Raw genomic sequence first — 24,879 nt, 5'->3', positions numbered from 1 at the left:
AAAGTCCTCTATGATATCAATGTAGGATAAGTCAATACCTTTCAAAACCTTGCACATCTTCCTCATAGTGTTATAATAAAATTGTCTGTCTGTCTAGAAATAATACACTTTTAGGCAGATATGACTTAGAAAGAGGTGTTTATGACATCTTCAAAGAAGGTTTCCCTTTCTGAGGTAAACCAATCCATAGATACACCAAATAATAATCGATTTTGGCAAAATCTTAAGGCTTTCTTGGGACCTGGGGCTCTTGTGGCCGTGGGTTACATGGATCCAGGGAACTGGATTACCAGTGTCGTCGGTGGGGCGACCTACAAGTATAGTCTGCTTTTTGTCATCTTAATTTCATCTTTAATCGCTATGCAGTTGCAACAAATGGCTGGGAAATTAGGGATTGTGACCCAAATGGACCTAGCTCAAGCGACTGCCTATCACTCGCCCAAATGGTTGCGATACACGCTTTGGGTGATTCTGGAGCTGGCCTTAATGGCGACGGATTTGGCTGAGGTGCTTGGTTCTGCCATTGCTCTTAACCTGCTCTTTGGTATTCCAATTATGGTTGCCATTCTGGTGACAATCCTAGACGTCTTCCTGCTACTGCTCATCATGAAGCTAGGATTCAAAAAAATCGAGGCTATTGTTTCAACCTTGATTTTGACCATCTTGGTTATCTTTGTCTATCTGGTAGCCTTGTCTGAGCCTAGTATTACGGGAATCCTAGAAGGTTATCTCCCTACACCAACTCTCTTTGAGCCTCATGCTGCTGGGCATACCAACCAGTTGACCTTGGCACTTGGGATTGTGGGTGCGACCGTTATGCCACATAACCTATACTTGCACTCATCCTTGTCACAGACTCGTAAGGTTGACTATTCTGATGGCAAAGACGTGACTAAGGCTGTCCGTTTCATGACCTGGGATTCTAACATCCAGTTGACTTTGGCTTTTGTGGTTAACTCCCTCCTCTTGATTTTGGGGGCAGCTCTCTTCTTTGGTCATGCTTCTGATATTTCAGCTTTCTCACAGATGTACAATGCTCTTCAGGACTCTAAGATTGCTGGTGCGGTAGCTAGTTCGACACTTTCAACACTCTTTGCCTTGGCGCTCTTGGCTAGTGGTCAAAACTCTACCATTACTGGTACTCTGACTGGCCAAATTGTCATGGAAGGCTTTCTCCACATGAGGTTACCGCAGTGGGTAATTCGTTTATTCACACGTCTCTTCGCCTTGCTACCTGTTATCGTTGTAGCTATTCTCTACGGTGATCAAGAAAAGACTCTGGATCAACTGCTGGTTTATTCACAGGTTTTCCTTTCACTTGCCTTGCCATTCTCTATCTTCCCTTTGATTTACTATACTTCTAAGAAATCACTCATGGGAAAACACGTCAATGCCAAGTGGAATACTTTCCTTGGTTATGCCATCGCTATTGTCCTAACCATTCTCAATCTCAAACTTATCATTGATACGTTTTAAACAAAATAAGGCCAGCGCCATGCTGACCTTGTTTTAGTTTTTGAAGGCGTCAACGAGAACTTGGAATTCTTCATTGCTAAGGGTAATCCCCTTACCCATCTTGGTATGGTCTGGACTCCATGTACGGATGTCATACTTAGCCGGTGCGCCATTAAAGCTCACACGATTGAGTTCCTTAGTCCAGCCCTTGTCATTCTCAGACAAGACCAAGAGTTTTTCTTCAATTTCAAATGAAAATTCTGCCATTTGCTTACCTCCACTAGCTTTATTCGTTTTTTTCTGTGAAAATTGTGTGTTTTAGAAAGAAGTTATCCACAAAATTTCACCTTTCATGCTATAATTATTTTATCAAGAAACGAGGGAAATGACCATGATAAACTTTTTAGAAGCAGTAAAGCATCAGCTTCATCAGTTTGTGGAAACAGGTCATAGCAAACCTGTCCACCTAATGCATAATCAGCTTATTAACGATATCTATCATGCTATTGATCATAACCAAATGGTCATGCTGACATTTAATCAGAAGACCTATAAGGGCTACATCAACCATTATGACAGAGAGCGACAAGCCATCTTTATCGAGCAAGATAAGATTATCAGCATGATTGAACTAAAAGAAATCAAACGTCTAAAAATCATATCACAACGAGGTTAAGTTTATCAGTTAACCTCGTTTTATTATGAGGTTGACTATTTCAGAAGTACTTGTTATAATAAGTTAACTATTAATTTACGAAAGGTTAACTAAAAAATGACGCAAAATCGTACACTGTCACTCATACTTCCCGCCTTCGGTGCTGCTATCATTGCCGCACTAGCTCAAATTGTTATTCCTATCGGTGCAGTTCCCATTACTCTCCAGACCTTCGCTGTCGGACTTGTTGCTGCCATCCTTAAGCCAAGAGAGGCAACTCTTGCCGCTACCCTCTACCTTATCCTAGGTGCCATTGGTCTACCGGTTTTTGCAGGTGGAGGCGGGGGGCTCCAAGCCTTCTTTGGTCCCTCAGCTGGCTATTTGTTGGCTTATCCATTTTTCGCCTTTGTCACTTCAAAACTAACGCATACTGAGACTCCAATTTGGAAAATCTTTGTGGCTTTTGTTTTGGGAGATGCACTTGTCTTTGTCGGTGGTATCCTTAGCCTACACTTTCTTGGAAAGATGGGGTGGTCTGCAGCCGTAGCTGTCGGTTTGACACCCTTCATCATCCCAGACCTTTTAAAAGGTCTGATTGTCGCTTTGGTGACTAAGCCAATTTTAAAAGCACTAAAAAATCATAGCTACTTTAACTAAAGAAAAAAGATTGAAGACTTTGTTCGTGGGAACAGAATCTTCAATCTTTTTATTTTTCAAAATAAATATCATAATGCTTTGAACAAGCTGGGTTGAAAGCACTGTGACAATTAGGACAAGCTACTGCCTCTTGATACTCCTCAATAGTCATCTCATGCTGACAAACGCCACAGATAAGGACCTTGTCCTGCTTGAGCTGACGAGGATAAGCTCGAAAGCTATGTTCCTCCAAGCTATCATGACACTGATAACAGGCATAATATTTCAGACACTCGAAGCATTTTAGGGCAACAATATCTAGCTCTGTGTGATAATGCTTGCACCTGCTCTCATTATCTACCAAGAGACCATATATTTTTCTCGTCATTAGGCACGAACAGTCTTACTTGACCCGTCTTTTTGGTAGAGGTTAATCAAACCTTCTTTGGTTGAACGAATCATGTCACCAGGTTTAACTTCTTGTGGCACGGTAATCGTAAGAAGTTCCATTGGGTTTGGTGCACGGTCAATCTTATTACCATTTGCATCGTGAAGGTCTTTGATGTCACACTCGAAATGACGGAAGCCTGGTCCGTAGAATTCAACGTGGTCACCTTCGAGGATAACGTTACGTTGACGGATTGTAGCTGTCATAGTGGCTGGATCAAAGTCTACTACTTCACCAACGAATTTGTATTGTGGAATCTTACGACGGGCACCAAAGAGTTGCTCGTTTTCTGTTGGTGTCTTGTAGTAGAAACCTGTTGCCAATTCACGTTGGGCAACTTTCCAGAGTTCGTTAATCAAATCATCTTTGATGGCGTAGAAGGCTTCTGCACTTTCCATGTAAGCGTCACAAGCAGCCTTGTAGCAGTTAGCAACTGTTGATACATAGTGGACAGATTTCATACGACCTTCGATTTTAAGGCTGTCAACGCCATTATCGATAAGGTCTGGGATATTTTCAATCATACACATGTCAACGGCTGACATTGAGTATTCTTCAGGAACTTCACCGTGGATACTCTTTCGCTCTTGGCCGAATGGCATGTCGTAAAGATCATATTTCCAACGGCATGACTGTGAGCAACCACCACGGTTGGCATCACGGTCTGACATATGGTTAGAAAGGGTACAGCGACCTGAGTATGAGATACACATAGCACCATGGACAAAGGCCTCAATTTCAAGGTCCGTACGTTTACGGATTTCAGCCAATTCCTCCATAGTAACCTCACGTGCCAAAACAACACGGGTCAAGCCATACTGTTTCCAAAAATGGAAGGTTTCAACGTTTGTCGCAGATGCTTGCGTTGACAAGTGGATATTTAGTCCTGGAGCGTAGGTTGAACAGATTTCAATCAAGGCTGGGTCAGATACGATAACGGCATCGAGTCCCATATCACGCAATTCACGGAACCACTCACCAGCTCCTTTTTCATTTCCTTCATGGGTAACCATGTTTGAGGCGACGTGCACATCAACACCACGTGCGTGAGCGTATTCGATGCCTTCACGAAGCTCATCCATGGTAAAGTTTCCGGCACGGCTACGCAAACCATAGGCTTGTCCACCAACGAAAACAGCATCTGCGCCGTAATTTACAGCGACTTTTAATTTTTCCAAAGTCCCAGCAGGTACCAAAACCTCTGGGCGTTTTTTAGTTGTAGTCATAATTTCTCCAATTTGCAAGATTGTCGATTTTAGTTTTTAGAAAGCTCCTTCGTTCCCTGAAAATGGAAAACTCTCAAACGAAGGAGGGAGGGTTATTATTTTACACGGTCAGGTTCATAATCATAGAAACCTGTGTCCAAACCACGGTTGGCTGGGTGTAATTTATGAATAGCCTCATCAAAGAGGAAGGCTTGATCTTGTGAAAATTCGCCAGCCTCGATGAGGTCACGAGCCTTCACAAAATACTCGGTGATTTTTACGAAGTTTTCACCTGGGCAATAAACACCGTCCAACTTCCAGTGGTCAAAACCATGTTCAACGAGCTCTGAAAGTTTAGTCATCATATCCAGGTCATTGTTGGCAAAGATATGTGTTCCATGCAAGTCTTCGTAAACTGAGTAGTGCGAATCTGGGTCACCAGGCTCAGAAAGGAAGAGGTCACGTTCTTTGGTAACAGCTTCATCCGTTTTGATAAAGTTGTAATAGTTTTGAAGAAGTGGTCGTTTTGAATGGTGAATGATACTGGCACCGTAAACCAAAACCTCGGCTGGAATTTGAAGATTTTCAGCCATGATGAAGAGTTCCGCAGATGGAATCTCACGGGCCAAAACAGCTTCAGATGCTCCTGCTTGTTTGCCCCAGAAATTAATCTGACGGCTAGAGGTTACCATGGTTGAAGCATCATAAATCATTTTGAAGGGACGTTTGTCACGGTTACAGATGTAGAAAACCCCTGCATCACCAACCGTGATGTAATCTGCCTTGATTTCTTCAAGAAAATCAAGGTAGTCTGGAAGAGCATCCATCATACCTTGGTGCATGAGGGCGTTAACGGCAACAGTCAATTCCTTGCTAGACTCATGTACCAGCTCTGCAATCTTTCGCATCTCTGCGAATGAAAAAGGCTTAGGCAAACGAAGGCCAAAAGCTTTTTCGCCGATGTAAATACGATCTACGCCAAGTTCTAGGAGCTCACGTGCCTGCTCGTAGCTCTCAGCAGTCGCTGTAATCACTATTTTTTCCATAACTCACATTATAGCACAAATGATTTGATTTTTTTAGAATTTTTAGGTTCAAAATTCTGTATCTAAATATTTTAAATTAGTTTTTAAATACTATAATTTTCACAAAAATCAAAAAAAACTTTGCAATATAAAATTTTTATGGTATTATTAATGAGATTCTAAATAGTGAAATACTGACCAAGTATTTTAACCTACACGAAAAAGTGATTTAGATATTTTATATAGAAAGGAGGCAGACATGGCTGACAACTTACACCGTCAATTTGATCACATTGAAGATTTCGAGACTGAGCATCCTCAAACGACGAATTATCAAGATTATCAAAGTCTAAATAGTAATAGTATTAAGCTACAAGATATGATTTTCTTTGGACGTGTCTCAAGCTTCTGTGTTTCAACAGTCCTAGTTGCCTTCCTTTTCTTAGTAGCACAGGTGGCTACCTTCTGGGCCTTCTTCTGGGCAATTACCATTAGCGTCATTGGTCAGATAGGCATTTATGTCCTAATCGAATATTATAAAGCACAAAAACGTTGACTGCTGGTCAACGTTTTTTTTCGTACTAAAAAAAGAAAGCATCATGTGCTTTCTTTATTATTTTGCTTCTGCTGCTTCTTCAGAGATATCTTTAATATCAATGACGATATCATCAACGATAGCTTTTGTTTCTGCTTCAACATCCGCTTGTTCAGGAGTTACTTGAGCTGTTTTCTCCTTGATAAGTTCAAAGCTTTCTTTTGCAAAGTCAGCAACTTGAGCTGTTTTTTCTTGAACGGCTTTTGTCAAATCATCTGCAGTGATGTCGCCGTTTTCAAATTTTGTTTTGTAGTCTTGGAAAGTATCGACTGCCAAATCTTTGTAGTCGCTAGCTTTTTCCACTACTTGATTTTGATAAGCTTTAGGATCTTCTTTGAATGAAGCGATTTCTTCATCGATACGTGATTTAACAGCTTTACCTTTTTCAGTTGTAAAGAAGTAAGCTGCTGCAGCTCCAGAAGCTGCACCAATGATTAGGGTGTTTAAAAATTTACTCATGAAAAGACCTCCTTATTTTTTCTTGTCTTTTTTACCAAATAGTTTTGAAGCAACTTTACCGATAGCAAAGGCTGAACCCGCCTTACCGACACTTGCTCCTGCTGCACTTGCTTTAGCACCGAGGTAACGAGCTTCAGTATTCAAGTCAGAAACACTTTCTGAAAGCTCAGCTACTGCTACAAAGAGAGGATCGATTGTTTGAACTTTTTCATTAACATCTTCAACCAAGACGTTTGCCTTAGCCAAGATTTCATTTGTTTGATGAAGGGTTACATTAATGTCTGTACGAAGCACAGCAACTGTTTCTTCAACTTCTTTGACCACATGGCGGGTACGAAGTAGGGTAGGGATCAATGCAATGAGGAACGCAGCAAGTGCGATTGCGATAATAAGAAATGCAATTTCTGCCATAGTTTAGGACTCCTTTGACCTTTTTAAAAGGTCGCTACAAGAAAACTGAAGTAAAATCTCCAATTTCCAGTGACCTTTGTTATGATAATTTTCATTATATTATAACAAAGTCTGAACTATATGACTAGCTTTTCATTTTATAATCTGCTTTTGGGCGTTGTTTACGGAAATATAAGAGACTAGCACCTAAGATAATGATGGCAATACTGACCCATTGTGAGACACGTAAGCCAGCAAACATGAGACTATCCGTACGCATGCCTTCGATGACAAAGCGTCCAAGACCATACCAGATAAGGTAAAATGAAGTGACATCTCCCTGTCGCAATCCCTTATTAAAACGTCGTAGTCCCAGAATTATGCCAAAACCAACTAGATTCCACAAGCTTTCATAGAGGAAGGTCGGTACACGGTAGCTTCCATCAATAAACATCTGCTGACGGATAAATTCTGGAAGATAATTCAGATGACTAACTGCTTTTCCGTAGGCCTCTTGATTGACAAAATTTCCCCAGCGACCGATACTCTGAGCAAGCATAACACCAGGTGCTGCAATATCAAGAAAATCCAAGACAGCAATGGCATGGCGTTTAGCAAACCAATAGAGGACAGCTGCACCAGCAATCAAGCCACCATAGATGGCAATTCCACCATTCCAAATCGCAAAAATTTCTGAAGGATTATGACTGTAGTAAGACCACTGGAAGATCACATAGTAGAGCCTTGCACCAACAATGGCTATAGGAAAGGCAAGAAGAATAAAATCTAGGATGTTTTCAGGGTCAATTCCCTTTTCGGGAGCCCAACGCTGAGCCAGATAAACGGCTAGTAAAAGACCAGATACGATACAAATGGCATACCAATGAATACTAATGGGGCCAATCCTTAGAGCAATAGGATCAATAGTAGCTAACATTAGTTTTCACCATTCTTACTAATGAGGTTGGTCAAACGTTCCTCAAAGGTTTTGGTTGCATCAAATCCCATTTGCTTAGCACGGTAGTTCATAGCTGCAGCCTCGATAACAACTGATACGTTACGTCCTGTCTTAACAGGAATACGGACACGTGGAATCTTAACGCCTTGCAATTCGATTTCTTCGTTTCCGTTTCCAAGACGATCAAAGATCTTGCCATTTTCAAAATTCTCAAGATAAATGGCCAACTGAACTTGAGAGGAATTACGAACAGCACTAGCTCCGTAGAGACTCATGACATCAATGATACCAACCCCACGAATTTCAAGAAGATGGCGGAGGATTTCCGCGGGCTCACCCCAGAGAGTCTCCTCATCCTTAGCATAAACATCCACACGGTCGTCAGCGACAAGACGGTGACCACGTTTCACCAACTCAAGCCCTGTCTCACTCTTACCGATGCCAGAGTCTCCTTGAATAAGAACTCCCATCCCGTAGATATCTACCAAAACACCATGGACACTAGTTCGTTCAGCTAATTGCGAGTTAAGATACCAAGACATGTCACCTGAAAGCGACGATGTGCCATTTCGTCCTTGAAGAACTGCTACACCATTTTCCTTAGCAGCTCGAAGCATCTCTTCCGGAATCTCAAGACCACGCGCCACGATAACAGCTGGAGTTTCCGCTTTAAACATATTCGCAAAAACAGAATAACGGTTGTAATCAGTCATGGTTTTAAGGTAGGACCACTCCTTCATCCCAACCAACTGAAGTCGTTCAGGTGAATAATAGTCAAAATACCCCGTCATTTCTAAACCAGGACGAGAGATATCAGCTGTTGTTATCGCTTTTGCCAAAAGCTCCTTATTTCCATAGACAACCTTGAGTTTAAGCCTATCAACCAGCATTTTAACAGTTACTGTCATGTTATTTCCTCCGATTAGTTACTAGTTTCATTGTATCATAAAAAGGTTTTCAATGCGTTTCTTAACGCAAAAAAGACCTATGACTAGCACCAAGGCCAATCGCAGGTCAATGTCTTTTAACAGTTACTTACCAATTCCACTCATCTTCGACAGGTTCAGCGTTTTTACGTTTACGTCCATCCTTGAGTTTGATTTCGGGATAAATATCTTCTTTGTAAGGAAGGAGAAAGGCTAAAACCAAGTATAGAAAGATTCCAAACTGCGTTGAAACCATTAGAATAACAGCCAAGATACGAGCCAAAGCTAGGTCCCAACCAAACTTATCTGCCAAACCTGCAACAACACCGGCGACGAGTCTATTTTTTCGTGTCTTATAAAAACGATTTGACATGGTCTTCTTCTCCCATCATTTCTTTGATTTAATTATATGATTTTTTTAAATTAAAAAAATCAGCCCTAGGACTGATTTAGAAAAATGAGCTTGCCTCGACACAGACCGCATCCAAACTTCTGTGTATTGACACGGCGTTTGCGACGGTAGATATGACCACAAGATTGGCACTGATAGAGGTAGTACTTCTCCTTTTGACCTTGCATCTTTGGAGCGTATCTAAGGCCTTCAACCTCGGCTAGTAAGTCCTTAAAATCTCTATCAACATGCTTGTAGCCCTTACCTTGAAAATAAAGGTGATAATGACAGAGCTCGTGGCGGACGATTTTTCGAAAGGTCTCAAGACCATGTTCCTCATAGAGTTTTGGGTTGAAATCTAAGTGTCCATCCTTGGGAAAGAACCGCCCTCCAGTGGTCCGGAGACGCTTGTTCCACAAGGCTTGATGCTTAAATTCCCAGCCAAAATCTTCTATAGAAACAGTCTTAACATAATCAGTTAGATTCACGTGGATTCACCAAGGAAAGATTAAGCTTTTCGTGTTCTAAGTCAATTTTTGACACCCATACGGTAACCAGATCCCCAACAGAAACCACTTGACTTGGATGGTTAACGAAACTCTTGCTCATCTCAGAGATGTGGATAAGACCATCCTCATGGACACCGATATCCACAAAGGCACCAAAGTCCACAACGTTACGGACTGTTCCTTCAAGTTTTTGCCCCACCGACAAGTCTTTGAGCTCAAGAACATCCTGGCGAAGTACCGGTGCTTCAAAATCATCACGCAAGTCTCGACCTGGTTTCAAAAGGTCAGCTATGATATCTTTAAGGGTTTCCTGACCAAGCCTTAACTCTTCTGCTGTGTCTTTAAGATTAAGAGCCTTCAATTTTGCCTTGGCAGAGTCGTCCAAATCTGTGATGTCTAACTGCTTGAAGAGAGCTTTCACCGCTGGATAAGACTCTGGGTGGACTCCCGTATTATCCAAGATATTTTTAGCATTTGGAATACGAAGGAAACCGGCGGCTTGCTCGAAGGCCTTGGCACCAAGACGTGGGACCTTCTTGATTTCAGCACGTGATGTAATCTCGCCATTTTCCTCACGGTAGGCGACAATATTTTCAGAGATAGTCTTGTTGAGCCCTGAGACATGTGACAAGAGGGTACTACTTGCCGTATTGACATTGACACCGACCTGGTTAACCACGGTATCTACGACGAAATCAAGATTTTCAGAGAGTTTCTTCTGGCTAACATCGTGCTGGTATTGGCCTACTCCGATTGATTTAGGGTCAATCTTAACCAATTCCGCCAGAGGGTCTTGAAGACGACGGGCAATAGAAATGGCAGAGCGTTTTTCGACCGTCAAGTCTGGAAACTCATGACGGGCCAACTCTGATGCAGAGTAGACCGAGGCACCACTTTCATTGACAATGACATAAGAAGTTTCTGGGAAATCCTTGAGGACTTCTGCCACAAAAGCTTCACTTTCACGGCTTGCTGTTCCATTACCGATCGCAATAATCTCAATGGCATACTTTTTGATGAGGTCAGTCAAGTCTTTTTTAGCCTGTGCGATTTTAGCCTGACTTGCTGGAGCTACTGGATAGATAACTTGTGTTGTAATGAGCTTACCAGTTTGGTCAACCACGGCCAACTTAGCCCCTGTACGAAAGGCTGGGTCAAAACCAAGTACCATCTTGCCTTTCAGTGGCGATACTAGAAGGAGGCTTCGAAGATTTTGAGAGAAAAGTTGAATAGCACCATCTTCTGCTGCTTCAGTCAATTCGCTTCGGATACGACGCTCCATAGCTGGAATGATTTTCTTCTTGAGAGATTGATTGATAACTTCCTCGATATAGTCATTTTTTTGTTTGAAACGAGCACTGTAGAAACGGTGCATTTTCTCAAGATTGTGCTTAAAGCTTACCTTGATAACGCCTAGTTTCTCACCACGGTTAAGGGCTAACGTACGGTAACCTTGAAGTTTAGACACCTTATCCTCAAAATCATAGTAAATCTTGAAAGTTTCTTTTTCATCCAGCGATTGATCCTTGAGGGTTGAAGTGATGTCACTGTTGTTCCAGATTTCGTTGTAGGTCCAAGAGCGCAAGCTATTGTCCTCAGAAAAGGCTTCAACCAAAATGTCCACAGCACCTGCAAGAGCCTTGTCAGCTGTTGGAAAGGCTTCAGATATCAGCTTTTCAGCTTCAGCCTTGAGGTTGGGACTATTTTGCAAGATAAGACGAGCCAATGGGAAAAGACCTGCTTCACGGGCAATAGTCGCCTTGGTGCGGCGTTTTTCCTTATAGGGGAGGTAGAGTTCTTCCACATCCGCCAACTTTTCAGCAGCTTCAATGGCTGCCTTGAGTTGGTCAGTCAATTTACCCTGAGCCTCAATCTTGGCAAGAACTGTTTCCTTACGGTCTTGAAGAGCCGTCAAGGACTTGTACATATCAATGATGGCCTTGATTTGCGTTTCATCCAGATTGCCTGTTTTTTCCTTACGGTAACGGGCAATGAAAGGAATGGTATTGCCTTCTGCGGTCAATTCCAAAACTGTTTCAACTTGTTGTTTTTTTAGGCCCAATTCCTGAGCCAATGTCTCTAGATTACGATTTTCCATAAGTTCTATTATACCACGAGAGGAGATTTGCTTGGGTAGAAAACCTTGTAGCTGAAGCGAGAATTTTTGAGCAAGAGGTAGTATAATAGAAAGGTAGACCTATTGTTAAGGGCTATTTCTTTCGGAAAATAGATGCATCTTCCTAGAAGCAGAGCTTCTTCGTCTGATGCCCTAATTTTTTGTCAGAAATGACGCCCTTAGTATCTTATTTAAACTCGGAGGCTTTTTATGGCGGTTATTCAGAAAAAAACAAATGAACTTGAAAGCATGATGGCATCTTTTGCGGCTATCCCTGATTTTGAAAAGGCGGGAACTGATCCTAAGAAGGACAAACGTCTTCAAGAAGATAAGAAGAAATAATAGTTATGGCTATTTTTCATCAACTACCAGATAGCGTTTTGCAGCTTCTGGCAGTTTTTCTGTCGATTATTATCGAAGCCCTGCCCTTTGTTTTGTTGGGAAGTATTCTGTCTGGCTTTATCGAAGTCTTTGTGACTCCTGAGAAAGTCCAAAACTTCCTTCCGAAAAACAAGGTCCTGGCTATTCTCTTTGGAACTCTAATTGGTTTTATTTTCCCTTCTTGTGAGTGTGGGATTGTTCCCATTATCACGCGCTTTTTAGAGAAAAAAGTGCCTAGCTACACGGCTATTCCTTTCATGGCAACTGCCCCTATCATCAATCCAGTCGTTCTCTTTGCGACCTATACGGCCTTTGGGAACTCTTGGTACTACGTGATTTTACGTTTCCTCGGGGCTTTCTTGATTGCCATGATTTTGGGAATTCTGCTCGGCTTTGTGGTGGATGACCAGATTCTTAAGGACAATCGTAAGGTCAGTCATGTGCACGACTATAGTGGTTTGTCAGCTGGTAAGAAAATTTTTCAGGCCTTGGTTCATGCGGTAGATGAATTTTTCGACACTGGACGTTACCTGATTTTCGGGAGCCTGGTGGCCGCAGGGATGCAGACCTACCTACCTACCCGTATTCTTACGACAATCGGGCACAATTCGGTGACAGCCATCCTCATCATGATGCTTTTGGCCTTTATCCTCTCGCTTTGTTCAGAGGCGGATGCCTTTATCGGGGCTTCCTTGCTCTCTAGTTTTGGAGTGGCACCAACAGTGGCCTTTCTCATCATCGGTCCTATGGTTGATATCAAGAACCTAATCATGATGAAACACCAGTTTAAGACACGCTTTATCGGGCTCTTTGTGGGAACTGCAAGTCTGGTAACAATCATTTACTGTCTGGTATTGGGGGTGATTTAATGTTACGCTTTCTCATCTTATCTGGCTATTTTGAGCTGGTCATGTACTTACAAGTTTCTGGCAAGCTCAACCAGTACATTAACATCCACTACTCTTATCTGGCTTATATTTCCATGGTGCTTTCCTTCATCCTCGCTGTGGTTCAACTCATCGTTTGGATGAAGCAAATGAAGGTTCACTCGCATTTGTCAGGTCGAGTGGCCAAGGTAGCCAGCATCGTCCTCTTGGCCTTTCCAGTTCTCACTGGGCTCTTGGTGCCAACGGTGACCCTGGATGCCAATACTGTATCAGCTAAAGGTTATCATTTTCCACTGGCGGCAGGGAGCGATCCTAACCAGGCCGACCAAGAGGGAACGACTATCCAGTACTTGAGGCCGGACACCAGCTCCTACTTCACCTCCTCAGCTTATGAGAAGGAAATGACTAAGGAGCTAGCCAAGTACAAGGGACGTGAGACCATCCAGATTACCACGGAAAATTACATGGAAGTCATGGAGCTCATCTACCTCTATCCTAACGATTTCGTGGGCAAGAAGATCACCTATACCGGCTTTGTTTACAATGACCCACAGACCAAGGGCTATCAGTTCATCTTCCGCTTCGGTATTATCCACTGTATCGCCGATTCAGGTGTTTACGGACTAGCGACGACCGGAAGTGACCAAACCTTTAAGGATAATACCTGGGTAAAAGTCACTGGTACCATCACTGTGGATTATTATCAAAATCTTAAACAGAGCCTCCCTATCCTCAATTTGACTGAGGTTAAAGAGGTCGGTCAGCCTGACAATCCCTATGTTTATCGCGTATTTTAAAAAGCCAAGTTCAGTTGAACTGGCTTTTTAAGTTGAATCAAACTGTACAGTTACTTAAATCTTGAGAGTACAAAAACAGGAAGTATTGAAAAGTGGCGCGTGTCATGTTGTACAGTTACTTAAATCTTGAGAGTACAAAAACAAAGGGCTATGTGGTCGATTTGAAAACCATGTTGTACAGTTACTTAAATCTTGAGAGTACAAAAACTGTTTCCAGTGGCAAACGTCTGAATGTTGAGTTGTACAGTTACTTAAATCTTGAGAGTACAAAAACTAAACGTCTTGTTGGTTTCGTTAGACTTGGTTGTACAGTTACTTAAATCTTGAGAGTACAAAAACCAATCAAAAATGTAGATGCTGATGAATTAGGTTGTACAGTTACTTAAATCTTGAGAGTACAAAAACCTGCTAGATAATCAGCAAACGCATTGTCATGTTGTACAGTTACTTAAATCTTGAGAGTACAAAAACGACCTTGACTGTTAAGAATGTCGAGGGGGAGTTGTACAGTTACTTAAATCTTGAGAGTACAAAAACACCCTAATAAATTGAGTGAGTATTTGCAAGTTGTACAGTTACTTAAATCTTGAGAGTACAAAAACCTCAAATGAAATTTTGATGTTTTTATACCCACATAGTGATTATAAAATCAATAACTGTCCTTGTCAATTCTTACTTTCTAAAAATTTCTGTAAAAGTTTTTCATCACATGTTTGTGAATATCTTATACGGTAATTAAAATGAAACAACTGATTTAGAATATTCAAAATCACTGAATCAACAAGTGAGAGACTAGGTTGTCTCGTCATTTTTGTTAATAAATACGGTGTCACAGTCTCTAAGGACATCCTAAAATCCTCTCTCCTTGGAAAATTATTACTTGGATAGTGTTGCACTACCCTTTCATACATAAACTCAACATCATACAAATGCTCCACCTGATCAGATAAAATATTGACGAACTTGCTATTTTCTTCATCAATCTTTAAATAGCCTTGATCACTTGGAAATAAAATAAAGGTTAGGTTTGGATACTTTTTGACTAGCCGACCAATCTGCTTATAAAAACTATCATATGATTCCTCTGAAATAAAACTATCAATATTTTTTAGCACAATGAGATATTTCTCTGTTGTTTGTGACAGAAGGCGGTCTAACATTTCTAAAAAGAGGGATAGTTTATCAGTATTTGAAACCCATTCAAAAGATAGATTCTTATTCTCAATGGCAAAAAATGGACTAAAATTTTTTGTGAGGAGTTGGTCTAGTGTTAGAGGACGATGCTCTAAATGGTATTCCACCTGACCACAGTTTAAGTTTATATGCCCATTCATCACTCCTTCTATAAGCTCTACTTGTTCATTTATTTTCTCCAAATGGGCTACAATATCAACTTTATTGACAATTTTACTAAGGTAACCGTGAGCAAGTGTTCCTTTCTTGTATTCCATCTGCTCCAGTAAATCCTTAAAACTTGAAATGTCGATATAGTGATAGCTACTTCGTTTCACTATTTCACCAGCCTCATCAAGTATGGTAGGCTCCTCATGATTAAAAATGCTTAAGTCCTCACTTGAGTATTTTTTTCCACCAAAATACCAGCTTAAAATCTGCCAAATATAATATTTGTATTCTTTATTTTGACCAACAATTTGAGTGATTTCACCAATATTCAATTCAATACGTTCTTTGTAAGGATGTTGTACAAAAAATTTCATATGACCACCAACTTATTATCACTGACGATTTCTTCTTGCTTAGTTTTGCCACCTATGATTAATGTCATCTCTGAAAATTGCTTTTCAGTAACCGCCAAAAGTCTCACATTTCCAGCAGGTAGATTGCTCATCTTTAACTTCTTATAAAATTTATTTGCAAAGCTTCTATTAGGACAAGTGCGATAGTAGACCGAAAATTGTAACATTTCAAATCCATTTGAAATTAATTCTTTACGAAAATTACGATAAATTCTTTTTTCATCCTTGGATTCCATTGGCAAATCAAAAAAACATAATAATCTCAATGCTTCATACCTCATCTTATTTTCTCCACTCTAAACTTGATACCACCGGACAGTGAAATTTACTACTATCTTTTTCCGAAATATATTTGATAAAGCCTTTGACATATTTATCCATAGCAACTGTCACTGAGCAAGTCTCTTTGCCATATTTGATTTTAGCATTGAGTAAATCTGTCAATCTCAACCTATACTCATATTTAAGAAATTCTTGATCTCGTAGATTATCATAAACCCAAACATCTACAATCTGTCTAAATGGCTCCATCAAGTCATCAACCAAATTAAACTGATTGTATTCATTTTTATGGAAGATACCTAATAGGCCATTTAAACCATAACCCGCCACTATTCTAGCCATCTGTGCCCTCATGATAGCGTAGCCATAGTTTAAGCCAGCATTGATGACATCGGCTTCTTGTTGGGTTACTCTGACAAATTGTTTACCAAAGAGCTCATTAAAATAGACCTTGGCAGCATGTCCCTCTCTATTGGTTCTATCACCTGGTTCTATCTGCTCTTTATAGTCTGAAAGTAGTCTAATGTTATCCAGACTTTTTTCAAACATGGCTAGGACATCCTCTTGGTTATTGATTTTATAGTAAGTCACAATCTGCCATGCCTTGTCCTTTTGTTTCTGAGACCAGTCCATCTGTTCTTTCAAGCGCTTGTAAGCTCTAAAATGGCCATTTTGTGAGTGATAAATCCCTGTTGGTAAATGTTCATTATCACAGACAACTAAGGCAATATTATATTTACTTAGGGCACTTAATAATCGAAGAGTAACAACTGTATCCCCACCTTCAGCAACTATTATCGAAATATCACTAAGTGGCACCGTAAACTCTTGTCCCATCTTTTGCACTAACAAGTTATCAAGCTTTAAGCGCATCTTCTCACTCTGACTGATATGTACAACTCTCCAAGTCATTTCTTCTCCTTTTTAAATAACGAAAACACCCTGCCATAAAATGACAGGGTGTTGATTTCGGCATGAAGCCTTATCTTTGTAGCTTCTGCAAGATTTAAGTAACTGTGTAAGGCGTCCCTTACACGATTATTATAATATATGATAACTATAATTGCAACACTTTTTAACAATTAATATTAAAAATCTAGCTTAGGCTTATCACCCTCATTTTTGATGATATGCTGATTTCCTAGGACATCCGTTCTTACCTTGTAAATAGAAATATTTTCTATCTGCATATTCTTTTGCAATTGATTAGAAGAAGGTGGTACCTTTCCTAATACCTCAAGTTCTTCTCCTTTCTCGAATCTTTCTTTTTCATAAGGTTTTAATTCTATTCTATGCTTTTCAAAACTTTTGGGATTATCCTTCCCAGTACGAGACCAAAATCTAAAGACTTGTTGACGATTTGTTTCAGTATCCTTAATTAAAATTAAATCATTCTTATACAATGTAAACTTAAATTCAGATTTCTTACCAATCCCTTCTTTCTCTCTTATTTTATTATACTTAACTTCTGAAATGCCGTAAGAACCTCCTTTTTCGAAACACAAATCTGCATACTTTAATCCCAAGAATTCATATTTTCTTGTTTCTGTATTGTAGTATACATCTGTTCTCCAAGGGTTCAAAGATAGCAAAGCTACAGGATTTTTACTTTCTGAAGGAGTTATATCAACAAATTTTCCTAGGAGATTATCGTAGTATTTCAGACTTTTAATTTCTGGTCCATTGCCTTTTCGACTATATTTGCGAATAGGTCCATTTTCAGTTCTATATTTTTCAAAAGGATTGAAATCAAACTCTTTTCCATTTTTATCGCATTCTTTAAATGGTTGATATTGTTCCAATATCTTCTCTATTACTTCATCCCAAGTTCTTTTATCCTTCTGAAACATTAAAAATTGGGATTTATCCTTCTTGTATAAATCTAAAAACTTATAAAATCCCGTTTTAGAAGGAGTTTTTGTCCCTAAAGCATAGATATCTTTTATTTTCCCTAAAGTATAAGTATATTCTTTTTTCTCTTTATCTAATTTCGCTTTTCTTGTCGCATAAATAGTGGCATCTGATATTTTACGATTAAACTTAGAATCCACTTGATATGAGAATAAGATACTGTCTTCAAATTGTTTACTCTTCAATGTATCAACAAAATGTTGATAAGGGGCTTTGAATACAGATTCCTTGTACTCATCATCACTAATAAGTTCACCTGTTTCAACATCAAGTAGTTGCTCTTCTGAATAACTTACAAGGGTATTCTTTTGTTTTTTCCACAAATTCAACTGACTTGAAGCAGCAATAATCAGCGCATCCACAGCATGGTGATGATAAGTATCACGAGTCTTATCGATTCCCCAATGGCGTCTCAATTGAGATGTGAATTGCCCACGAACCACGGAAACTTTTGTATCAATTTTGTGAGCTCTAAAGTGTTCTTGAAGGGCATTGAGGACAACTCTTGAAGCGTATCTTGTATCTACAAGATTTCGTTCAATAAATTTCTTTCGAACATCAAATTTTGAAATATCCTCTTCTGTAAGAAGGTATTCTTTTTTCTTGTTTGACAGTGCTTTTGACTCACGTACAAAAGCTTTTAATTCACGGAAAGACCATGCATCATCCATGCTATCTAAAGCCTGATAAGGTGTTCGTTGTCCTTTTTCTTGGTTAGCAGTTGCATAAACCAAAACCTTATTGGCAAGGCTATCATCGAAGGTAATCGAAAGAGGTAAAATATGATCTATTTCAAACTGATTAGGATTATTTATCAAATCATGGATTGAAATTGTCTTACCAGTATAAAGGCAACGTTCTCCTTGCTGATGCCAAAGGCGGATTTTAGTCGCTAATTGCTTATGACCGTGGAAAACGCTATGTGGTAATTCAGCCTTTCCATTATATTGGTTGGCAGCCTTAAGCATTGCTGCATCTTTTTCATCTTTGTTGGCTTTTTGAATCTTTTGAATAGCTTTCTTTTCATCATCTTTATTTGTTTCACGAGCCATTTCGATGACAATATTGTCAAAGTCTCCATATTCTTTAATTGCTGCATTTACGATTTTAATAGCTTGACGGACGGACTTAGCAACAACAGGATTATAGATTTCTTCAGTTAGTAGTCTCTCATCTATATATTTTGTTTTATTCGAAGACGAAGTTGTTTTTTGTTTTCCTAGTCGTGTCAGAATAGTCATTTGTTCTTCTGACGTCGCATATAATTCTGGGATTAATTCCATCATCAGTTTGACAGAAAAATTATGCCAGCCTTTTCCAAAAATGGAACTATTTGCTTTGCGGAATTGAACCAATTCGTCAACTTGCTCCTGACTAAAGGTCCCATCAGCAAACTCATGCTCTATCGCTTCTTGGATACCTTCCTTCTCCGTATTTAATGTTAAGACATAGGCTAATTTATCAAGTTCCTCTCTTGCCATTTTCTTAACATCAAGGGTTTCAAATGTCTTCATTTTTCGATAGGCTTCAAAAGTATGGATCTCAGCCTTATCTGATTTGTCGATACGGTATCCCTTGATATCTGCAAAATCACAAGAAAGTAGCTTAGCGATATATTTAAAGAGTTTCGCTGGACCCATTGCCTTTTCATTTTTGACATAATTAATGATTTGATTCTTCTGTTCTTCGCTCAACTTCTTGGTTTCTGTTGGAACTGTTAGATTGTTCAAATCATTTAGCAAATTGAATTCTTGAGCCGTGTAAGATGCTTTTGCTGCTCTATACTCTTCTGGATAAAATGTACATTTCCCGATTAGGATACCAAAAATATTGTCTAAAGTTATGTACTCATCTTCAGAATCTTTCTTAGTAGTATACCTTCCATAATCAGTCCGTGACTTTTCATTACCTGGTCCATGATAATATTTACGTTTTCCAGTTAAAATTTCGAGATAACGATTAATAAATTCATCTGTAATCTGTGGATTAAATTCTTGTTGGGTTTGTAGTATCCTTAAGGCTTCTGAACGATAAGCTGATGTTGGAAAGACATTAATTAAGCGATGTTTTTTTCCATCTTCCTCAACAGTAAAGTCACCACGTAATTGGCCATATTTTTGGTAGCGTTCCAACTGAATCTGTCCCGGTGTCTTAGTTTCTAATTGTTTACTATTTTCCTTAACAATTTGTGCATAGTCTCCTACTGATGAATTTCCGTCATCACTGGCATCATCGAGGTAACTAATCCCACGGTGTTTCACCATATTTTTAAGAGCGATAAACAATTCTTCATTAGACAATTCATCGATCAAGCCCTTAACTCGTAATTGATATGGGTTAAGATTGATTGAAACCTTCGTAAAATCGGTGATTAATCCACTTTCCTCAAACAGATGATTTAAACGAACTCTACGATGTTTTTTACGTCGCGTCAATCGTCTTCCTTGACGATTCGTTCTACGTACTAGATTATTCTCCGCTTGAGCTGCTGGGAAGATGCGTGAGTTTTTATGGATAATTTCTCCTGTCACTTTATTAAGGATACCTACACCAACAGAGCCTATACCGATATCAAGTCCTAAAACTAAGTCGCTCATTTAAAAATCTCCTTATTCTTTTTTCTAATATTTTACAATAATATCTGAAAATTCACAACATTATTTTGTTAGCGCTGTTAATATTTTAAAAAGCCAAGTTCAGTTGAACTGGCTTTTTCTTCTTGTGCAAAATGGATTTGTCTAGGCTTCTTTTGCTAGGGCTACTGCTTTTTCAAGGGCTTGGTCCGTCGACTCGCAGATATTATCTGGACCGATAGTCTGGATGAAGCCTGATTTTTCGAGAACTCGGTAGGGTTGGGCGTTAACGTGAGAAAGAAGCAAGGTCATGCCACGTTTTTGGCAGATAGCAAGCGTTTCCTCAAGAGCATCCAGACCAGAGATATCCATGGCTGGAACGTTTCGCATGCGTAGGATGAGAACATTCTTAGTTTCATCATTGATCACATTCAAGAAGTTATTGGCTGCACCAAAGAAGAGGGCACCGAAGATTTCATATACGACTGCATTTTTAGGGACTTGTTTCAAGTCGCTGTCCTCAGACAATATAGGATCTTCTAGATTCCCCTTGTCCACCCACTGACGGACTTGGGCTACGTCCGACATCCGTTTGAGGAAGAGGAAGGCTGCCAGAACCATACCGAATTCAATGGCAATCACTAGGTCAAAGAAAACAGTTAAGATAAAGGTTACTATAAGGACTGCTACGTCACTCTTAGGAGCACGTTGAATCATACGAACGACAGTACGCCAACCGCTCATGTTATAACCGACAATCATTAGGATTGAGGCCAGACAGGTCATAGGAATCAATGAGGCATAAGGCATGAGAAAGAGTAAAATCAGAAGCAAGGTAAGGGCATGAACCATCCCCGCTACTGGTGTCCGTCCTCCATTTTTGACATTGGCTGCGGTACGGGCGATGGCACCCGTTGCAGGAATCCCGCCAAAGAGGGCTGACATGATATTCCCAACACCTTGGCCAATCAATTCAGCATTAGAGCGATGATTACCACCAATCATCCCGTCTGAAACAACGCAAGAAAGTAGGGATTCAATGGCTGCTAGTATGGCAATGGTGAAGGCTGGCGACATCATTTGACGAATCAAAGAAAATGATAGATCAGGAACTGTGAAACTTGGAAGTCCTGCTTTGATGGTGTAAAGATCACCAATGGTTTTGACTGGGAGATGACCAAAAGCTACGATGGCTGTGGTTACAAGGATGGCAACCAGGGATCCTGGAATTTTCTGAGAAAGGCGTGGCCAAAAGATTTGAATGACTAGGGCCAAGATACCAATGGCTAGGGTCGCCCAACTAATGCTTGAAAGATGCTCCCCATAAGCTAGAAGTTTTTCTAAGAACTCAGCTGGCACGGACTTCATCTCAAGGCCCAGGAAATCTTTAACCTGTCCAGCCACAATCCCAACAGCTATCCCCAAGGTAAAACCAAGTGTGATGGTTTTGGGAATGAACTTGATCAGGTCACCAAAACGCAGGAGCCCCATGATAATAAGCATGAGTCCCGCCATGAGCGTGGCAAGGGTCAAACCAGCCATACCATACTGGGCAATGATGCCATAGATGATGACAACGAAGGCTGCGGTAGGTCCACCAATCTGAACCCGACTACCTCCTAAAAAGGAAATAAAAAAACCTGCAACAACTGCTGTGTAAAGACCTTGTTCGGGATTGACACCAGAGGCAATGGCAAGGGCAATCGACAAGGGCAGGGCAATGATAGCCACGATAATTCCTGCAATCAGGTCCTTGATGAACTGTCCCTTGGAATAATTCCTGATGGTAGTGAAAAATTTGGGTGTGATATATTTTAAAGCGTCCATTTTTTCCTCCTAACTACTATCCTAAAACTCTTTAACTCAGTGAAATAACTCTTTTTCAATGAGTGTCAGACGCTTATCAATTTTACAATCTTATGATAGCATAGGAAAAGCTCATTTTCTAGGGGATTGGGGGATTTAAAGCTATTATTTCAAGAATTTTTTAACTTTCTTAGTTTAGAAGTGAAGGTATCAAAAAACAAGTCCAGACTATGGACTTGTTTTGAAAGATTTATTATGGATTACCAACTTGTTGGCAAGGAAATCGGAATGTTAAGTTTAACCTTCATCTTGCTATTGGTCACAGAGGCTTGCTCAATTTCATAGCCGATTTCTGGAAGCTTGAGCTGAATTTGGTCATTAACCATGCGAACACCACTGCTGGACTGGGCAATGCTCTTCTTGAGGTAAGGAAGAACCAGTGATTTTGGAACTGGAAGGCGACCCAGGTGGGCACCTGCTAAGTCTAGTAGGATGACTTCCTTGTTAGTGCTGACCGTAAAATCAAGGCTAAATGTTGATCCGATAGGCCCAAGAGATACGGGAACCTTAGCTGTTAGATAGGAATCATTCAACTCTACGCTACTGTTTTGCAAGGTCTCGTCATTAGAATCAGCCATGCTTGCTTTTAGGATTTGACGAAACTGATTACTGTCAAGATTAATCTCAGTTGAAACCCCGCCTGATGAAAGGGACGCCCCACCAATACCAGCCTGGGCTAAATCAGCAAGGGATGTTTGTGTTGATACATTTTTTAATTGGTCCTGACTGTCGATCTTGTCCGGAATAAGTAGAGCCGCCACTGCAAAAAAGAGCACAATGACGAGGACAATGAGTCGTTTAAACCATTTCCACATAGGGATACCTCATTTCAATTTTTCACTTTTGACGTCTATTGTACTGTAATCAAGGGAAAAAAGCGAGTAAGAACTGGAAATTCTCTCATATTTTCTTAATGCAGAAGATATGGCTCCAGAACTTCAAAAACTTTTAAGTAAGCATTGGCATAAAGGTGGACGCCGTCATAGGTGTGCTCAGCCTTCTGCTCTTTCCTATCATTGACCAGCTCAGCATTACAATTAATGAAGTGGCAGCCATAGGTTTTGGCGATTTCCTCAAGAGCCTGGTTACAGCGGTCAAGATTTTCAGGAGTCCGCAGTTTCATCCACTGGATAGATGCCGGTGTCTGCCAAGGCAGATGTAGATTGGCTGGGTAAAAAGCCATCAGGTAAATCTTGGTATGGGGCAAAATAGCAAGTATTTGCTCCAGAATTTGGCTGATATTTGCCGTCATATGTTGGAACCACTGATCTCCATAAGGCTCCTCGGTCATGTCATTGGTACCGATATTGATGAAAACCTTGCTCGGTTGCAGATCCAAAAGTAGAGGATGGATATGCTGGAGAAATTCATCCGTATTCAAACCACTGATGCCTCGATTGTAGATGATATCGTCGATACCTCTACTCCTAGCAATTTCACAAATGGGAAAGAGCTCCATGAGAGAGGAACCCGTGAAGAGCGTCTCCCCCTTGATGGCGACCTCATTTAAGTACTGATAGTTTTTAAGTTTGATATCTTTTAATTCATCCATGATAACTTTCTTCTATATAATTTTATCTAAATGAGGGAGAAGGCAAAGAGAAGGCCTACAATCGTATTGGCCAGTGCGTGGATAAAGACACTTGGAAGAATGGAGCCATTTGCTTTCTTCTCATTGATAGCACCCAAAACGAAAGCTATGAGACTAATAAAGGCAAAAATAGCCATAGCTTTTAGGTCGCCGATTAGTTGGATAAACATATACCCATGGACGAGCCCAAATAAGAGAGACTGAACCAGATTTGCTCCTAGAAATCCTAGTTTTCCTTGCATCCTTTTTAATAGAAAACCTCTAAAGAAGATTTCTTCTGGCAAGGCAGTCCCTAAGATAGCATAGGCTAGAATAGCAGGAAGAGCTCCAATTCCCTTTCCAGAAAAAGCTGCTGTGGGCGTTTGGCTAGAGTCAAACCAACTAAAGACCACAATCGAAAAAAGAAGAAAAAGTAGACTAATACCCAAAATGGTCAGTAGTAATCGCCTCTTCATCTGACTCTCAACTTTCTTCAACCCAATCCAGTCAAAGAAACCGACCTTTTTCCTGCGCCAAATCAGCCAAGTGATAAAAGGAATGACAGAGACTATGAGCAGTTCCATAATACCGCTCATCAGTTTAGACATAAATAGGGTCATAAGTTTGTCCTCCATTTCTAATCAAAAGACAGCTTCGTTCTTTTGAAAACGATTACCTTTACACCTTGATTATACTACTTTTAGGGGAAGAAAAAGCCCATTTTCACCAGTCTTGCCACGTTTCTTTGGCACGAATCACACGGTCTTGCTTATAGTCAATATGGTAAACACGCCACCCACCAATCCAATCGTCCTTCAGCTTGTACTCAACACTTCCTTGAAGATCACTCCCCTTGCCCAAGAGTTTCTCAACTTCTTTTCTCGTCATGCCCTCAAGCTGATACTGCCGGTGAAAACTCCACATGAGTTTATGGCGCATGTGATCTGGGGTACGAGCCCATTTTTCAGGAGTAAAAATCCGGTCTCGCGGGACAATGATAGCAAAATGAACCAGACAAATGATTTCAATGATTAAGCAAAAGCCTTTTAGTCTCTTACGTCTGATTTCTGGGGTAAGATATGCCATA

At 40.3% G+C, this 24,879-nt stretch carries 27 protein-coding genes and 1 CRISPR repeat array; of the genes, 7 read left to right on the top strand and 20 right to left on the bottom strand.

All coding sequences use genetic code 11. The features are described 5' to 3' along the window. The first annotated feature begins 141 nt into the window (after window positions 1-141). Window positions 142-1,476: an Nramp family divalent metal transporter gene (locus ACYVQ1_RS01815; RefSeq protein WP_461249632.1), complete on the top strand. Its 1,335-nt coding sequence runs from the start codon at window positions 142-144 to the stop codon at window positions 1,474-1,476. Window positions 1,477-1,509: 33 nt separating this feature from the next. Here ACYVQ1_RS01815 and ACYVQ1_RS01810 read toward each other — a convergent pair whose 3' ends face one another. Further along, entirely contained in the window at window positions 1,510-1,722 is a 213-nt protein-coding gene (locus tag ACYVQ1_RS01810; protein ID WP_002886106.1) for a YdbC family protein, read from the bottom strand. Between the two features lie 124 nt (window positions 1,723-1,846). Between ACYVQ1_RS01810 and ACYVQ1_RS01805 the strand changes: the two genes are divergently transcribed. Beyond that, window positions 1,847-2,131: a hypothetical protein gene (locus ACYVQ1_RS01805; RefSeq protein WP_461249631.1), complete on the top strand. Its 285-nt coding sequence runs from the start codon at window positions 1,847-1,849 to the stop codon at window positions 2,129-2,131. A 96-nt stretch (window positions 2,132-2,227) separates the two neighbouring features. Beyond that, window positions 2,228-2,767 (top strand): biotin transporter BioY, encoded by a 540-nt coding sequence (locus tag ACYVQ1_RS01800; RefSeq protein ID WP_461249630.1) that lies wholly within the window; start codon window positions 2,228-2,230, stop codon window positions 2,765-2,767. 49 nt (window positions 2,768-2,816) lie between these two features. Here the strand turns inward: ACYVQ1_RS01800 and ACYVQ1_RS01795 are convergent, their stop codons facing one another. The 3 genes from ACYVQ1_RS01795 to ACYVQ1_RS01785 all read right to left on the bottom strand — a co-directional run bounded on the left by ACYVQ1_RS01795 (window position 2,817) and on the right by ACYVQ1_RS01785 (window position 5,445). After that, window positions 2,817-3,134, bottom strand: coding sequence for a CHY zinc finger protein (locus ACYVQ1_RS01795; RefSeq protein WP_461249629.1), 318 nt, complete (start codon window positions 3,132-3,134; stop codon window positions 2,817-2,819). Further along, window positions 3,134-4,420 carry a peptidase U32 family protein gene (locus tag ACYVQ1_RS01790; protein ID WP_004182776.1) on the bottom strand — a complete coding sequence of 429 codons (1,287 nt, stop codon included), beginning with the start codon at window positions 4,418-4,420 and terminating at the stop codon, window positions 3,134-3,136. The genes ACYVQ1_RS01795 and ACYVQ1_RS01790 overlap by 1 nt, the downstream gene beginning before the upstream one ends. 95 nt (window positions 4,421-4,515) lie before the next feature. Beyond that, window positions 4,516-5,445 carry a peptidase U32 family protein gene (locus ACYVQ1_RS01785; RefSeq protein WP_461249628.1) on the bottom strand — a complete coding sequence of 310 codons (930 nt, stop codon included), beginning with the start codon at window positions 5,443-5,445 and terminating at the stop codon, window positions 4,516-4,518. A 238-nt stretch (window positions 5,446-5,683) separates the two neighbouring features. Between ACYVQ1_RS01785 and ACYVQ1_RS01780 the strand changes: the two genes are divergently transcribed. Continuing rightward, a complete protein-coding gene (locus ACYVQ1_RS01780) occupies window positions 5,684-5,980 on the top strand; it encodes a DUF3270 domain-containing protein (RefSeq protein ID WP_214252794.1) in 297 nt (98 codons plus the stop codon). A gap of 57 nt (window positions 5,981-6,037) precedes the next feature. Here the strand turns inward: ACYVQ1_RS01780 and ACYVQ1_RS01775 are convergent, their stop codons facing one another. The 7 genes from ACYVQ1_RS01775 to ACYVQ1_RS01745 form a co-directional block, all read right to left on the bottom strand. After that, window positions 6,038-6,478, bottom strand: a complete 441-nt coding sequence (locus ACYVQ1_RS01775; RefSeq protein WP_145516268.1) for a YtxH domain-containing protein — start codon at window positions 6,476-6,478, stop codon at window positions 6,038-6,040. 12 nt (window positions 6,479-6,490) lie between these two features. Continuing rightward, window positions 6,491-6,889: a DUF948 domain-containing protein gene (locus ACYVQ1_RS01770; protein ID WP_002885965.1), complete on the bottom strand. Its 399-nt coding sequence runs from the start codon at window positions 6,887-6,889 to the stop codon at window positions 6,491-6,493. 124 nt (window positions 6,890-7,013) lie between these two features. Continuing rightward, window positions 7,014-7,805: a prolipoprotein diacylglyceryl transferase gene (lgt, locus tag ACYVQ1_RS01765; RefSeq protein ID WP_461249627.1), complete on the bottom strand. Its 792-nt coding sequence runs from the start codon at window positions 7,803-7,805 to the stop codon at window positions 7,014-7,016. Continuing rightward, on the bottom strand, window positions 7,805-8,734 hold the full coding sequence (hprK, locus tag ACYVQ1_RS01760; protein WP_037600373.1) for an HPr(Ser) kinase/phosphatase: 930 nt from the start codon (window positions 8,732-8,734) through the stop codon (window positions 7,805-7,807). The genes lgt and hprK overlap by 1 nt, the downstream gene beginning before the upstream one ends. Window positions 8,735-8,861: 127 nt before the next feature. Beyond that, entirely contained in the window at window positions 8,862-9,125 is a 264-nt protein-coding gene (locus tag ACYVQ1_RS01755) for a PspC domain-containing protein (protein WP_002890561.1), read from the bottom strand. 65 nt (window positions 9,126-9,190) lie between these two features. Beyond that, entirely contained in the window at window positions 9,191-9,631 is a 441-nt protein-coding gene (locus ACYVQ1_RS01750) for a SprT family protein (protein ID WP_461249626.1), read from the bottom strand. Further along, on the bottom strand, window positions 9,618-11,750 hold the full coding sequence (locus ACYVQ1_RS01745) for a Tex family protein (RefSeq protein ID WP_461249625.1): 2,133 nt from the start codon (window positions 11,748-11,750) through the stop codon (window positions 9,618-9,620). The genes ACYVQ1_RS01750 and ACYVQ1_RS01745 overlap by 14 nt, the downstream gene beginning before the upstream one ends. A 228-nt stretch (window positions 11,751-11,978) precedes the next feature. On the opposite strand from ACYVQ1_RS01745, the gene ACYVQ1_RS01740 reads away from it, so the two are divergent. From ACYVQ1_RS01740 to ACYVQ1_RS01730, 3 genes are read left to right on the top strand one after another with little or no spacing between them, the layout of a single operon-like run. Further along, the gene (locus tag ACYVQ1_RS01740) at window positions 11,979-12,110 is read left to right on the top strand and encodes an SPJ_0845 family protein (protein ID WP_002885949.1); all 132 of its coding nucleotides are present in this window, start codon (window positions 11,979-11,981) and stop codon (window positions 12,108-12,110) included. Between the two features lie 5 nt (window positions 12,111-12,115). After that, the gene (locus ACYVQ1_RS01735; RefSeq protein WP_461249624.1) at window positions 12,116-13,018 is read left to right on the top strand and encodes a permease; all 903 of its coding nucleotides are present in this window, start codon (window positions 12,116-12,118) and stop codon (window positions 13,016-13,018) included. Next, window positions 13,018-13,833: a TIGR03943 family putative permease subunit gene (locus ACYVQ1_RS01730; protein WP_461249623.1), complete on the top strand. Its 816-nt coding sequence runs from the start codon at window positions 13,018-13,020 to the stop codon at window positions 13,831-13,833. Before ACYVQ1_RS01735 ends, ACYVQ1_RS01730 begins: the two co-directional genes overlap by 1 nt. 41 nt (window positions 13,834-13,874) lie before the next feature. Continuing rightward, a CRISPR array of direct repeats spans window positions 13,875-14,435; the repeat unit is 36 nt; unit sequence GTTGTACAGTTACTTAAATCTTGAGAGTACAAAAAC. 63 nt (window positions 14,436-14,498) lie between these two features. Here ACYVQ1_RS01730 and csn2-St read toward each other — a convergent pair. The 9 genes from csn2-St to ACYVQ1_RS01685 all read right to left on the bottom strand — a co-directional run bounded on the left by csn2-St (window position 14,499) and on the right by ACYVQ1_RS01685 (window position 24,878). Next, window positions 14,499-15,551: a CRISPR-associated protein Csn2-St gene (csn2-St, locus tag ACYVQ1_RS01725; protein ID WP_461249622.1), complete on the bottom strand. Its 1,053-nt coding sequence runs from the start codon at window positions 15,549-15,551 to the stop codon at window positions 14,499-14,501. Further along, window positions 15,548-15,871, bottom strand: coding sequence for a CRISPR-associated endonuclease Cas2 (gene cas2, locus ACYVQ1_RS01720; RefSeq protein WP_002946754.1), 324 nt, complete (start codon window positions 15,869-15,871; stop codon window positions 15,548-15,550). Before cas2 ends, csn2-St begins: the two co-directional genes overlap by 4 nt. Before the next feature lies 1 nt (window position 15,872). After that, on the bottom strand, window positions 15,873-16,784 hold the full coding sequence (gene cas1 / locus ACYVQ1_RS01715) for a type II CRISPR-associated endonuclease Cas1 (RefSeq protein ID WP_461249621.1): 912 nt from the start codon (window positions 16,782-16,784) through the stop codon (window positions 15,873-15,875). Window positions 16,785-16,960: 176 nt separating this feature from the next. After that, window positions 16,961-20,380 carry a type II CRISPR RNA-guided endonuclease Cas9 gene (cas9, locus tag ACYVQ1_RS01710; protein WP_461249620.1) on the bottom strand — a complete coding sequence of 1,140 codons (3,420 nt, stop codon included), beginning with the start codon at window positions 20,378-20,380 and terminating at the stop codon, window positions 16,961-16,963. Between the two features lie 141 nt (window positions 20,381-20,521). Further along, a complete protein-coding gene (locus ACYVQ1_RS01705; RefSeq protein WP_461249619.1) occupies window positions 20,522-22,183 on the bottom strand; it encodes a SulP family inorganic anion transporter in 1,662 nt (553 codons plus the stop codon). 239 nt (window positions 22,184-22,422) lie between these two features. Continuing rightward, window positions 22,423-23,037 carry a DUF2140 domain-containing protein gene (locus ACYVQ1_RS01700; RefSeq protein ID WP_247915871.1) on the bottom strand — a complete coding sequence of 205 codons (615 nt, stop codon included), beginning with the start codon at window positions 23,035-23,037 and terminating at the stop codon, window positions 22,423-22,425. 95 nt (window positions 23,038-23,132) lie between these two features. Beyond that, the gene (locus ACYVQ1_RS01695) at window positions 23,133-23,774 is read right to left on the bottom strand and encodes a GDSL-type esterase/lipase family protein (protein WP_461249618.1); all 642 of its coding nucleotides are present in this window, start codon (window positions 23,772-23,774) and stop codon (window positions 23,133-23,135) included. A 26-nt stretch (window positions 23,775-23,800) separates the two neighbouring features. Further along, entirely contained in the window at window positions 23,801-24,400 is a 600-nt protein-coding gene (locus ACYVQ1_RS01690) for a lysostaphin resistance A-like protein (protein WP_461258400.1), read from the bottom strand. Window positions 24,401-24,515: 115 nt separating this feature from the next. Beyond that, window positions 24,516-24,878 carry a hypothetical protein gene (locus tag ACYVQ1_RS01685; RefSeq protein WP_461249616.1) on the bottom strand — a complete coding sequence of 121 codons (363 nt, stop codon included), beginning with the start codon at window positions 24,876-24,878 and terminating at the stop codon, window positions 24,516-24,518. Window position 24,879: the final 1 nt, after the last annotated feature.

The organism is Streptococcus parasalivarius (assembly GCF_054785155.1).
Note: the sequence above shows the minus strand (reverse complement) of the source record. Positions and strands in the feature narration are given on the sequence as shown.

What these genes read in the sequence shown, in the direction of transcription:
- ACYVQ1_RS01815 (WP_461249632.1), top strand. Translation starts at nt 142, where the DNA reads ATGACATCTTCAAAGAAGGTTTCCCTTTCTGAGGTAAACCAATCCATA.
- ACYVQ1_RS01810 (WP_002886106.1), bottom strand. Translation starts at nt 1,722, where the DNA reads ATGGCAGAATTTTCATTTGAAATTGAAGAAAAACTCTTGGTCTTGTCT.
- ACYVQ1_RS01805 (WP_461249631.1), top strand. Translation starts at nt 1,847, where the DNA reads ATGATAAACTTTTTAGAAGCAGTAAAGCATCAGCTTCATCAGTTTGTG.
- ACYVQ1_RS01800 (WP_461249630.1), top strand. Translation starts at nt 2,228, where the DNA reads ATGACGCAAAATCGTACACTGTCACTCATACTTCCCGCCTTCGGTGCT.
- ACYVQ1_RS01795 (WP_461249629.1), bottom strand. Translation starts at nt 3,134, where the DNA reads ATGACGAGAAAAATATATGGTCTCTTGGTAGATAATGAGAGCAGGTGC.
- ACYVQ1_RS01790 (WP_004182776.1), bottom strand. Translation starts at nt 4,420, where the DNA reads ATGACTACAACTAAAAAACGCCCAGAGGTTTTGGTACCTGCTGGGACT.
- ACYVQ1_RS01785 (WP_461249628.1), bottom strand. Translation starts at nt 5,445, where the DNA reads ATGGAAAAAATAGTGATTACAGCGACTGCTGAGAGCTACGAGCAGGCA.
- ACYVQ1_RS01780 (WP_214252794.1), top strand. Translation starts at nt 5,684, where the DNA reads ATGGCTGACAACTTACACCGTCAATTTGATCACATTGAAGATTTCGAG.
- ACYVQ1_RS01775 (WP_145516268.1), bottom strand. Translation starts at nt 6,478, where the DNA reads ATGAGTAAATTTTTAAACACCCTAATCATTGGTGCAGCTTCTGGAGCT.
- ACYVQ1_RS01770 (WP_002885965.1), bottom strand. Translation starts at nt 6,889, where the DNA reads ATGGCAGAAATTGCATTTCTTATTATCGCAATCGCACTTGCTGCGTTC.
- lgt (WP_461249627.1), bottom strand. Translation starts at nt 7,805, where the DNA reads ATGTTAGCTACTATTGATCCTATTGCTCTAAGGATTGGCCCCATTAGT.
- hprK (WP_037600373.1), bottom strand. Translation starts at nt 8,734, where the DNA reads ATGACAGTAACTGTTAAAATGCTGGTTGATAGGCTTAAACTCAAGGTT.
- ACYVQ1_RS01755 (WP_002890561.1), bottom strand. Translation starts at nt 9,125, where the DNA reads ATGTCAAATCGTTTTTATAAGACACGAAAAAATAGACTCGTCGCCGGT.
- ACYVQ1_RS01745 (WP_461249625.1), bottom strand. Translation starts at nt 11,750, where the DNA reads ATGGAAAATCGTAATCTAGAGACATTGGCTCAGGAATTGGGCCTAAAA.
- ACYVQ1_RS01740 (WP_002885949.1), top strand. Translation starts at nt 11,979, where the DNA reads ATGGCGGTTATTCAGAAAAAAACAAATGAACTTGAAAGCATGATGGCA.
- ACYVQ1_RS01735 (WP_461249624.1), top strand. Translation starts at nt 12,116, where the DNA reads ATGGCTATTTTTCATCAACTACCAGATAGCGTTTTGCAGCTTCTGGCA.
- ACYVQ1_RS01730 (WP_461249623.1), top strand. Translation starts at nt 13,018, where the DNA reads ATGTTACGCTTTCTCATCTTATCTGGCTATTTTGAGCTGGTCATGTAC.
- csn2-St (WP_461249622.1), bottom strand. Translation starts at nt 15,551, where the DNA reads ATGAAATTTTTTGTACAACATCCTTACAAAGAACGTATTGAATTGAAT.
- cas2 (WP_002946754.1), bottom strand. Translation starts at nt 15,871, where the DNA reads ATGAGGTATGAAGCATTGAGATTATTATGTTTTTTTGATTTGCCAATG.
- cas1 (WP_461249621.1), bottom strand. Translation starts at nt 16,784, where the DNA reads ATGACTTGGAGAGTTGTACATATCAGTCAGAGTGAGAAGATGCGCTTA.
- cas9 (WP_461249620.1), bottom strand. Translation starts at nt 20,380, where the DNA reads ATGAGCGACTTAGTTTTAGGACTTGATATCGGTATAGGCTCTGTTGGT.
- ACYVQ1_RS01705 (WP_461249619.1), bottom strand. Translation starts at nt 22,183, where the DNA reads ATGGACGCTTTAAAATATATCACACCCAAATTTTTCACTACCATCAGG.
- ACYVQ1_RS01700 (WP_247915871.1), bottom strand. Translation starts at nt 23,037, where the DNA reads ATGTGGAAATGGTTTAAACGACTCATTGTCCTCGTCATTGTGCTCTTT.
- ACYVQ1_RS01695 (WP_461249618.1), bottom strand. Translation starts at nt 23,774, where the DNA reads ATGGATGAATTAAAAGATATCAAACTTAAAAACTATCAGTACTTAAAT.
- ACYVQ1_RS01690 (WP_461258400.1), bottom strand. Translation starts at nt 24,400, where the DNA reads ATGTCTAAACTGATGAGCGGTATTATGGAACTGCTCATAGTCTCTGTC.
- ACYVQ1_RS01685 (WP_461249616.1), bottom strand. Translation starts at nt 24,878, where the DNA reads ATGGCATATCTTACCCCAGAAATCAGACGTAAGAGACTAAAAGGCTTT.